Raw genomic sequence first — 5,543 nt, 5'->3', positions numbered from 1 at the left:
ATATCCCTGAATAAGGGTTGGAGCATAGTGGAGTGTCTTTGGTGTCGACAATAAAGCGTTCTGGCAAAGGTTCGGCCTGACAGACGACAGACAACGTCAGTAACAGAAACCACGTTGCCGCAAAGAGTGAGTGCTTAATAATTCCATCCCTGCATTCTGGCTTTTACAGAGCAAGGATAGATCAAGAAAACCACATGAAAGGACGTTTGTCAGATCAACGACTGAGGTCACCGTCCTGATCCACAATAGGGGACTTGCGTTTTCGGTGTCTTATTTTGTGATCCGCCAGAGCTTGAGCATTCTTGCAGACCTTCCCGCATGGTCGCTCCTGAACATCCTCCCCGACTACTGTTATGTCACAGGCTTTTTGTCCGGAGTGAATTTTGTTTTTGTGAGATGACAGAGATAGAGCATTCTTAAAGACTTTCCCACACGGCTGCAACTGGCCATCCTTTCCGACTATTGACAGGTCACAGGTTTGTTCCCCGGTGTGAGCGATTCTTTTATGATTCGCATAGGCGTGAGCATTCTTGCAGATCTTTCCGCATGACCGAGACTGGCCATCCTTCCCGACCACGGCCACGCCACAGGTTTGTTCCCCGGTATGGTTTCTTCTTTTGTGATCCGAAAGGGCTTTAACGTTCTTGCAGACCTTTCCGCATGGCTTTGGCTCGCCATCCTCACCGATCACGGTGACGTCACAGGTTTGTTCCCCGGTATGGTATCCGCTTTTGTGACTCGAGAGGACTTTAGAGCTCTTGAAGACCTTTCCGCATCGCCACGGCTGGCCATCTTCCCCGATCTCGGTCACGTCACAGGTTCGTTGCCCGGTGTGGTATCCACTTTTGTGATCCGACAGAGCTTGAGCATTCTTGCAGACCTTCCCGCATGGCCGCGACTGACCATCCTCCCCGATCACGTTCACGTCACAGGATTGTTGCCCGGTATGGTATCGTCTTTTGTGATTCGACAGGTCTTGATTATTATCGCAGACGATCTCGCATTGTCGCTGATGGCCATCCTCCCCAACCACGGCCACGTCACAAATTTGTTGCCCGGTGTGCTGTCGGGTTTTGTGAACGGACAGAGCTGAAGCATTTCTGCAGGCTTTTCCGCATGGCCGCGTCTGTCCATTCTCCCCGATTACAATCACGTCACAGGTTTTTTCCCCTGTGTGCAGTCCGCTTTTGTGTATGGCCAGAGCTGCGGCATTTCTGCAGACCGCCCCGCAGGGCCGTTGTAGCCCCCTCACGATCACGGGCGCGTCACAGGTTTGTTGTCTCGTGTGGTCTCTGTTTTTGTGATACGACAGGGCGATAGCATTCTTGCAGACCTTCCCGCACGGCTGCAGTTGGCCATCCTCGTCAACCACAGTCAGTTCACAGTTTTTTTGCCCGGAGTGGTAGTTGCGTTTGTGACACGACAGTGATTTTACGTTCTTGAAGACCTTCCCACATTGCAGCAGCTGGCCATCCTCCCAGAATATTATGAAGTTGCAAATGGCTCGCCCGGCAGGGACGTTTTTTTCGATTTTCCCTGCAACCATTGTGTCTATGGTGACCCCGTTAACAGGGTTGCAAATAGAGCAGTATCTATTGGCCAAATGAGGACATGAGCTTTGTCTGGGTGTTGCTACTGTAGGGCTTGTCGAACTTTCTTCACAATCGGACGCTCTGCTATCGGATGAACCGGAAGACTGCCGGAATTGACAAGCCCCACGACAGGGATGAACGAAACAATTTAAACCCAAAGTATGCGGGTATTGTTCAGGGACTCCATTATCCCCTCCAGAATCAGAATACGGGAGGCTACTGAAAAAACTTATAGGTTGAGGGAGGGCCTCCGTGGCTTCCTGCCCGGATGATTCTGATGGCGAGTTGGGTTGTTGGCTGTGTCCAGAGCCAGGCATCATAGTAGTGATCGTGAACGGATGATCCTGACTGGTCTCCCGGAGTTCCACCGAGTTAAACGACGATGAATCGGGGTTCCAATAGTTTTTTAAAAGCGAACCGACAGTGGCAACCACTTTTACAGATATTTCTGAATAAGGGTTAGAGCTCAGAAGAGTGTCTTTGGTGGTCAGAATCAGTTCATAAACAACCAGCAGATTCGTGGCGTAAAGCCATTGCCATGAAACCGACTCAATGATGGTCGTTTTCATCCCGTCACTGTCAGGTCTGGGTGGTTTGCTATCAGATAGAAAATCAGGTTCTGTATAGCCGTTTGTGTCGGCAATGTGTGAGGGTCTGTCCGGTAATGTTTGCCGGTCAAACTTTATAGAAAAGCTCTGATTTGGAAAAACTGCACTTTGCACAAGCTCGACAATAAAACGTTCTGTCAGCGGTTCGGCCTGACAGGCGACAGACAACTTCAGTAACAGCAACCGCAGTGCCGCAAAGAGTGAGAGTTTAATAATTCTATCTCTGCATTCTGGCTTTTACAGAGCAAGGATAGATCAAGAAAACCTCATGAAAGGGCTGGTTGTCAGATTAAGGCCAAAGGTTATCGTTCAGATCCACAACAGAAGGCTTGCGTTTTCGATGCATTCTTTTGTGACTCGAGAGGGCTTGAGCATTTTTGCAGGTCTTTCCGCATGGCCGTGGCTGGTCATCCTCCCCGATCCCGGTCACGTCACAGGTCCGTCCCCCGTTGTGCTGTCTTCTTTTGTGGTCCCTGAGGGCTCTGGCATTCTTGCAGACCTTTTCGCATGGCTGTGGCTCGCCATCCTCACCGATCACGGTCCAGTCACAGGTTTGTTCCCCGGTGTGGTATCCGTATTTATGACTCGAAAGGGATTTAGAACTCTTGAAGACCTTTCCGCATGGCCACGGCTGGCCATCTTCCCCGATCACGGTCACGTCACAGGTTCGTTGCCCGGTGTGGAACGCACTTTTGTGATTCGTCAGGGCCTGAGCATTCTTACAGACCTTTCCGCATGGCCGCAACTGACCATCCTTCCCGATCACGTCCACGTCACAGGATTGTTGCTCAGTATGATATCGTCTTTTGTGATTTGACAGGTCTTGAGTACTCTCGCAGGTGATCTCGCATCGCCGATGATGGCCATCCTTCCCAACCACCACCACGTCACAGATTTGTTGCCCGGTGTGCCGTCGGCTTTTGTGAACGTAGAGAGCTGCGGCATTTAAGCAGGCCTTTCCGCATGGCCGCGGCTGGCCATTCTCTCCGATTACAATCACGTCACAGTTTTTTTTCCCGGTGTGCAGTCCGCTTTTGTGAACGGACAGAACTGCGGCATTCCTGCAGACCGTCCCGCAGGGCCGTTGCTGACCATCCCTTCCGATCACGGGTAGATCACAGGTTTGTTGTCCCGTGTGGTCTCTGCTTTTGTGATACCTTAGAACGTTAGCATTCTTGCAGACCGTCCCGCACGGCTGCAGTTGACCATCCTCCCCGACCACACTGAGATCACAGGTTTTTTGCCCAGAGTGGTAGTTGCCTTTGTGTCGCGACAGTGATTGTGCATTCTTGAAGACCTTCCCACATTGCAGCAGCTGGCCATCTTCCCCGAATATTATCAAGTTGCAAATGGCTTGCCCGACAGGGACGTTTTTATCGATTGTCCCTGCAACCATTGAGTTTATGGCGATCCCGTCTGAGTCAACCCCATGGGGGCATGAGCTTTGTCCGGGCGTTGCTACTGTGTGGTCTGTCGAACTTTGTTCACAATCGGGCGTTCTGCTATCAGATGAATCGGAAGACTGCCGGAATTGACAAGTACCGTGACAGGGATGGACGAAACAATTTAAACCCAACGTATGTGACTGTTGTTCAGGGGCTCCATTATCTCCGCCAGAATCAGAATACAGATGGCCACTGAAAAAGCCTACAGGTATAGGGAGGACTTCCTGCCCGGACGATTCTGATGGCGGGTTGGGTTGTTCGTTCTGTCCAGAGCCGGGCATCATAGTGGTGATAGCAAGCGGGCGATCCTGACTGGTTCCCCGAAGTTTCACCGAGTTAAACGACGGTAAATCGGGGTTCCAATAGCTTTTCAAAAGCGAAACGACAACGGCAACCACTTTTACACATATCCCTGAATAAGGGTTGGAGCATAGTGTAGTGTCTTTGGTATCGACAATAAAACGTTCTGTCAACGGTCCGGCCTGACAGACGACAGACAACGTCAGTAACAGCAATTGCAGTGCCGCAAAGAGTGAGTGTTTAATAATTCTATCCCTGCATTCTGGTTTTTACAGAAAAAGGATAGATCAAGAAAACCTCATGAAAGTGCGGTTGTCAGATCAAGGACAGAAGTCATCTTTCAGATCCTCAACAGAAGGCTTGCGTTTTCGATGCATTCTTTTGTGACTCGCGAGGGCTTGAGCATTTTTGCAGGTCTTTCCGCATGGTCGCGGCTGGCCATCCTCTCCGGTCACGGTCACGCCACAGGTTTGTTGCCCGGTGTGGTATCCGATTTTGTGACTCGACAGGGCGTGAGCATTCTTGCAGACCTTTCCGCATGGCCGCGGCTGGCCATCCCCAACCACGGTCACGTCACAGATTTGTTGCCCGGTGTGGTATCTCATTTTATGATTCGACAGAGCTTGAAGATTCTTGCAGGTCTTTCCGCATGGCCGCGGCTGGCGATCCTCCCCGGTCACGGTCATGTCACAAGTTTGTTGCACGCTATGGTATCCACTTTTGTGAGCCAACAGGCTGTTGGCACTCTTAAAAACCCTTCCGCATAACCGCGGCTGGTCATCCTCCCTGATTACGATCACGTCACAGGTTTGTTGCCTGCCGTGGTCTCTTTTTTTGTGATTCATCAGGGCGTTAGCATTCATGCAGACCTTTCCGCATGGCCGCGACTGATCATCCTCACCGATCACGGAAACGTTACAGGTTTTTTGCCTGCTGTGCTGTACTCTTTTGTGAACGTACAAAGTTGCGGCATTTCTGCAGGTCTTTCCGCATGGCCGCGGCTGGCCATCCTGCCCGATTACAATCACGTCACAGTTTTTTTCCCCGGTGTGCTGTCCGCTTTTGTGAGAGGACAGAACTGCAGCATTTCTGCAGACCTTCCCGCAGAGCCGCTGCAGACCATCCCTCCCGATCACGGGTACATCACAGGTTTGTTGTCCCGTGTGTTCTCTGCTTTTGTGATACTTCAGAACGTTAGCATTCTTGCAGACCGTCCCGCACGGCTGCAGTTGACCATCCTCTCCGACCACCGTCAGATCACAGGTTTTTTGCCCAGAGTGGCAGCTGCCTTTGTGACGCGACAGTGATTTTGCATTCTTGAAGACCTTCCCACATTGCAGCAGCTGGCCATCCTCCCCGAATATTATCAAGTTGCAAATGGCTTGCCCGGCAGGGACTTTTTTATCGATTGTCCCTGCAACCTTTGAGTTTATGGCGATCCCGTCTGAGTCGACCCCATGAGGGCATGAGCTTTGTCCGGGCATTGCTACTGTGTGGTCTGTCGAACTTTGATCACAATCGGGCGCTCTGCTATCAGATGAACCGGAAGATTGCCGGAATTGACAAGCGCCATGACAGGGATGGACGAAACAATTTAA

General features: G+C 51.1%; 3 protein-coding genes. All 3 read right to left on the bottom strand.

Translation table 11 applies throughout. From position 1 onward, the window contains the following. Positions 1 to 214: 214 nt before the first annotated feature. Entirely contained in the window at positions 215 to 2,383 is a 2,169-nt protein-coding gene (locus KDK17_RS18765) for a hypothetical protein (protein ID WP_257288788.1), read from the bottom strand. Positions 2,384 to 2,489: 106 nt separating this feature from the next. Continuing rightward, complete coding sequence (locus tag KDK17_RS18760) at positions 2,490 to 4,160, bottom strand: hypothetical protein (RefSeq protein WP_257252514.1); 1,671 nt, start codon at positions 4,158 to 4,160, stop codon at positions 2,490 to 2,492. A 105-nt stretch (positions 4,161 to 4,265) separates the two neighbouring features. Then, positions 4,266 to 5,543, bottom strand: a 1,278-nt coding sequence (locus KDK17_RS18755; protein WP_257288787.1) for a hypothetical protein, incomplete at its 5' end; no start/stop codon positions are given.

Origin of the sequence: Endozoicomonas sp. SESOKO2 (genome assembly GCF_024606245.1) — a bacterium.
Lineage (GTDB): Bacteria > Pseudomonadota > Gammaproteobacteria > Pseudomonadales > Endozoicomonadaceae > Endozoicomonas_A.
The sequence above is the reverse complement of the archived record's forward strand: the minus strand, read 5'-3'. Positions and strand labels throughout refer to the sequence as shown.